This is a genomic window from Actinotalea ferrariae CF5-4, assembly GCF_000603945.1.
Lineage (GTDB): Bacteria > Actinomycetota > Actinomycetes > Actinomycetales > Cellulomonadaceae > Actinotalea > Actinotalea ferrariae.
In genome coordinates, this window is record NZ_AXCW01000270.1 from 1 (window position 1) to 5,290 (window position 5,290).

Annotated in this window: 4 protein-coding genes; 1 reads left to right on the forward strand and 3 read right to left on the reverse strand. The window is 65.0% G+C overall.

Annotated features, from left to right (window positions below; all coding sequences use genetic code 11):
• The first annotated feature begins 327 nt into the window (after positions 1-327).
• Positions 328-633 (forward strand): helix-turn-helix domain-containing protein, encoded by a 306-nt coding sequence (locus N866_RS16095; protein WP_245612629.1) that lies wholly within the window; start codon positions 328-330, stop codon positions 631-633.
• A 55-nt stretch (positions 634-688) separates the two neighbouring features.
• Here the strand turns inward: N866_RS16095 and N866_RS16100 are convergent, their stop codons facing one another.
• The 3 genes from N866_RS16100 to N866_RS16115 all read right to left on the reverse strand — a co-directional run bounded on the left by N866_RS16100 (position 689) and on the right by N866_RS16115 (position 5,128).
• Entirely contained in the window at positions 689-3,280 is a 2,592-nt protein-coding gene (locus tag N866_RS16100; protein WP_245612630.1) for a S8 family peptidase, read from the reverse strand.
• Complete coding sequence (locus N866_RS16105) at positions 3,231-4,196, reverse strand: AAA family ATPase (protein WP_034228238.1); 966 nt, start codon at positions 4,194-4,196, stop codon at positions 3,231-3,233. Before N866_RS16105 ends, N866_RS16100 begins: the two co-directional genes overlap by 50 nt.
• A 551-nt stretch (positions 4,197-4,747) precedes the next feature.
• Complete coding sequence (locus N866_RS16115; RefSeq protein ID WP_034228241.1) at positions 4,748-5,128, reverse strand: hypothetical protein; 381 nt, start codon at positions 5,126-5,128, stop codon at positions 4,748-4,750.
• Positions 5,129-5,290 lie beyond the last annotated feature (162 nt).

Sequence of the window (5,290 nt, forward strand, 5' to 3'; positions counted from 1 at the left end):
CTACACCCTCGATTGCGATGAGCCACGTTAGGTACGTCACACCAGGTCCGCATCTCGATCTAGCGGCCGCGTTTCACCAGGCGAGACGGCCGCGGACCCCCTTCATGAACGACAACGGCTCCCGACCGGTGCGGTCAGGAGCCGTTGATCGTGGACCTCCGTAGAGAGTTCGAGAACCCCTGCCCGGCCTTGAAAACCGTGGCTTCTCGCAGGTCGCGGGGCGTCTACCGGCGGGACCGGGGGCCGCTGGAGCCGTCTGTAGTGGACGAGCGGGGGCGGATGGTGCGTGCAGTTGGGATGACTCAAACCTTTCTGAGCCCGGCGCAGGTGGACGAGCTGGTGGCCTCGTATGAGTCGGGCGCGACACTCGTGGAGTTGGGCGAGCGGTTCAGCATTCATCGCCGCACCGCGGCGGCGCACCTTGTCCGCCGCTCGGTACCGATACGCCAGCGGGGGCTCAATGAGTGCCATCTCGCCGAAGCGGTCGAGCTGTACGACGAGGGCCTCACGCTAATGGAAGTCGGGTTGCGGTACGGGGTCAGCCAGCAGGCTGTCCGACGCGCGCTGGCCGTAGAGGGCGTCACGATTCGACCGGCTGGTCGGCGCGCACAGGCCGTCGCAACGAACGTCTGAGCTGCGAGTCCGGCGGTGTTATCCGTTGTCCGCGGGATTCGGAGCGAATCGGACATCACTCGATCGGAATCTCGATCGGGGTGTGGAGGAGGTTCGCCACTGGTGTGTACAGGTCGACGTCGGTGGCGTCGGTCTGGAGTGATACGACGAGGGCGTATCGGATCTTCCGGTCGACGCGTTCGCGGTTCTTGTTGTTCTTCCACCAGCCGCCGACGGGGTAGACGGCGATCTTTCCGGTGTCGGCGAGTGCTGAACCGTAGGTCTCCCAGATGTCTTGATGCAGTGAGCCGTACAGGCGTTGGTTGGCGCCGACGAGCCACGACACTTGTCCGTTTGCGGGGCGCCCGCCGGCTTCCTCGGTGCGGGCTTCACGGTTCACTCGCTGAACGAAATGGGCCTCAGATTCAAGGGGGTCTTGTAGCTCGAACCGGAGTCCGTGTGATGCGTACTTGTACCGCTGACGCCATCCTCGTCGGGACGCCGTCGGCTCGATGAAGTAGGAGAGGGTGACGCGCAGGGTCACGGAAGCGGAGCCCAGGTCTTGCAGTACTTCGCGCGGCCAAGGAAGGTCGTGCAGCCGGAACGACGGGACCTTGAACTCATCGCCCTCAAAAGGGGTGAAATCGTCCTGTACGACCAGGGTTACGGACCGATCGGAGGAGAACAACACGCGTTCCTCGGTCGGGACGCCCCAGCCGTATCGGCGTAGCAGCATCTGTTTGGCTTGAAGTCCGCTCTGCCCCGCTCGATCGATTTCGTCGCGCATGATGGGTGTCCACTGCGCGGAGTGGACGAGGAGTGCTCGGATCGTCTCGGGCCAGTACTCGGGATAGGTGGCCATGACGAGCGCTGCGAGCCGGGAGGCTTGCGCGGTCGCGGCGCTGGTTGCGTTGGCCGATGCCAGAGCCTGGTCGTTTGTGTGCCCGGTGGTTCGCAGGGACAGCGCCGGGTGATTCGGCTCGAACATGGAGGCGGTGTCATGGAGGACGTTGCCGCCTTCCATGACGATGTCGGGCTTGATCGGCCAGGGCCTGTTTCCGAACGGCAGAGACGTGCGACTGTGGGGCGAGAGGTCGCCCTTCCGCGCGACGGGGGTCCAGCCCGCGAAGGCCGGATCGGTCGGGACCGCGTCGAGGTCGGTGTAGGCGCCGACGGTGAGGGCGTTCCAGGCTTGGCCGGGATCTCGAACCGGAGAGGTGTCGGATTCGGCGAGGTGGTCGGCGACGTAGGTGCCGGTGACGTTTCCGGCGGACACGATCAGTAGTCTTGCTGCTTCCCTGTCTGGTGGCGCGATTAGCCGGAGTTCGTCGCCGTTGCTGACGACGTTGGCGCCGACGGCCAGGGCGTCGACGGTGGCTGACCACAGCGTGGGCTGACCTGGGTTGCCGGGGGTGTCGGTACTGGTGCTGACCGGCATGCAGAACACCCGGCGCCGTGTCGCTGCGATTTCGGGCAGCGACACGGCTTGGGCGGTGACGTCTCCGTACGCGCGGGGTTCGTGCGGCTTCTCGGTCTTGGTCGGAAGGATGCGAACCGACTCCAGTCGGTGTCGCAGCACAACGGAGTCCGATCCGAGCAGGTGGCGGTCGACCGCGGCTCCCAGCAGCGCGATGCCGGCCATCTTGGTGCCGTGTCCGTCTTGATCGAAGCCGCTGACGCCGATCACGGTGTGCAGGTCCTGGGGTGCCAGGGACTGCTCGATGAGGACGTGAGTTCTCGCTACGCCCGTGTCAAGGTGGCAGACGGCGGGCTGGAGTTCGTCGGCAGGTTCCAGTCGCTTGGCCAGGTCGTCGACGTACTCGGCTTGCTCCTCGGCGGTGAGGTCTTCTATGGAGTCGATGAATTCCGGGCGCCGGATTTCGGCCAGCGGCACCGCGGTGAACGGTAGGACTTCAAGCTGCGCCCACGTCGCTTCGACCCACATGACGTCGCGGTCCACGAGCCGGAGGAGACGCTGTGAGATGGTCAGTCCGGAGGCTTCGGCGAAGCGCCGTAGCAGATCGGGGCCGTCAGCGTTTGGGCGTAGCCATAGTTCCCACCATCTCGTCGTACCTTCTGGCGGGCGACCCTCGGACTGCCAAAGGTCACCCAGGATGGTGGCGCGGATGCGTGCGATGTTCGCGACGAGTTCGTTGTTGCGCGGTTTGCCTTTCGGTGACTCCTTCGCCAGGTAGTCCTCGAAGAGCTGCAGGAACTTCGCACGGTAGTCGTCGCTGACCCAGACGGTCGCTCGCTCGTGGATGCCAGAACCCGAGTCCGCGGGGAGGACCGAGAGAAGGAGCCACTTGGGGCGCCTGCGCTGCGGATCGCGGTGCGAGGTGAGCTGTTGGAGAGTGTCGAGCTTGAGCGGATACGCGGGGTCAGAGCCCTCCAACGTGATGATGGTGCCCAAGGCACGTAGTTCGTCGTCTGTGAGTTGTTCTTCACGGGTCTCGTCACCGCTAGAGAACGCGGACTGCAACTCGTTCAGCCGCCCGCCGCCGTGACCGGCACGGTCTTCGACCGGACGGATCTTCGGGTCCGGTCCACCCCGTCGGCGAAACTCCTCGTCTGCCGCTCGATCTTCTACCAGAAGGTGACTGAGGTGTTCCTGCCCCTCAGCCAAGGCTCGCCGCCTGCCGCGATTTAAGCGACTGTCGAATGTCATCGGCACTCACTCGTGTTCCGCCAGCGAGGATGACGCTCTTGGCGGCAGACTCCGCAGCCCTCACGAGGTCCGCATGTGAGAGCCCTGCCATGTGCTCTGCCAGTGCGGCCCAACGGACGCCCTTGGCGAGAGACCCGAGCCTGCCGCGCATCACGGCGGCGGCCTGTTTCGCGTCCGGCAGTGAGTAGTTGAGAACCATGTCGAAACGTCGAAACAGGGCCTTGTCCAGAATCGACCGGTGGTTGGTGGCAGCGATGACGATGCTCTCGGGAGAACTGTTCTCCAGGAACACCAGGAAGGAGTTCAGGATGCGTCGGGCCTCACCGACGTCGTTTCCTGCTCGGTCGCCACCGAGCGCGTCGAACTCATCGAACAAGTACACCCCGCGCTGGGCGCCCACTGCATCGAAGATGACGCGCAGCTTACTGGCGGTCTCGCCCATGAACTTGCTCAGCAGGCTGTCGAGCCTGATCGTCAGCAAGGGCAGAGAGAGCTCGTGAGCCAGGACTGCCGCGGTCATCGTCTTGCCCGTACCAGGCGGCCCCTCGAACAGGAGGCGATGCGCGGGCTCAAAGCCGTGATCCAGGAGCTGCTTGCGTTGGCGCTGCTCACTGAGGACACGTCGCACCTGCGCGGCAAGCTCATCCGGCAGGACCAAGTCTTTCAAGCCAACGGCCGGGTGAGAGGCGATAACGAGTTCTGAGAGATCGCCTCGCGGTTGAGCGATTGAGGTGACCTTTTTCGGCCGCTCGACACGTGAGTGGTCAACTGCGGCTTTGAGGTCAGCCGCGAGATGGTGGTGCCCCTGCCGAGCCGCCTGAGCGGCAACCTGTAGCGCGACTGAGTAGAACGCCTCGTCGTCGCCGCTTCCGTGGCTTCGTACGAGCGCCTTGAAGTGCTCTCCTGATCCGGCCACCACTCACCTCCCGCCGTACGCCGCGTGTTGTCCCAAGTCTACGGGCCAGGACCGTCAGAGCATCGCTGATCCCCCGTATGCCGGCCACTCGGGTCAGCCAGCAAGCCACCAAGCGCACACTGGCCGGGACTGGCGTCGCGATTCGGCCGAGTCCACGCCGTGCTCGGGGTCAGCGTGTGAGGTGCCTGCCGCACGTGCACGGTCGGATCGTGGCGGTCAGGATGTCTGCCAACGTCATCCGGTCAGTGAGGGGGTACGTGCCACGATCGACCGCATAGACGCACACACCAGTAGTGTCGAGGTCTGCCAGGACGTGCGGGGCAACGGGGATCGTCCGCCCGAGACGGTCGAGCCGCGCGATCACTAGGGCGGAGAACTTGCCGGTTGCAGCGTCAGCGAGCAGTCATGTCAGCTCCGAGCGATCGCCGGCTTCATCGCTGCATCTGCGAGTGACATCAAGGTCGAGGTCGCGGGCAAGCGCCAGACAAGCGGTCTGCTGCCGCTCGTGCGCCTCGGGGGTAGGCGAGCGGCGTAGGTGTAGGTGGCGGCGTTCATCGGGCCGCCCCTACGGTCATAGGCACCTGGGACTTCGAGCGGTCGCTGGTGGCCTGCCGGTCGCGGTGCCGGGCGATGGCTTCCTGGGTCCGGGCGCGGATCAGGAGGATCAGGCTGACCGGTCCCATGACGATGAACTTCATCGCGTTCCACACCGCCCACAACACGACCAGATGCAACCAGCCTGGTGCCCCCTGGTCGAGGGCGTTGGTGCAGATGCTCGCAATCAGCAGGTAGGGCACGGCCAGGAGCATCGCGGGGATGCCCCACTTCAAGTTGCGTCGGCGTCGGATCGCGTCGAGCAGCCGGTTGGTCGGCATGTAGCGGCGCAGGTAGTAGCGGGTGTGGGCGCTGAGCGTCCAGATCAGGCTGATCATGGCGGGCCTCTCGTCACACGTGTCTCTCCGTCGAGGAGGCAGTACGTGTATGAGCGCCCAAGCTGGGCCGTCCCGAAGGACCCGCAATCGAGGAAAACCTGCCTCGGCCCCACTTTACGCCCGAGCCCGGACAGACGTAAACCGGCTCTTCACAATCGAGGG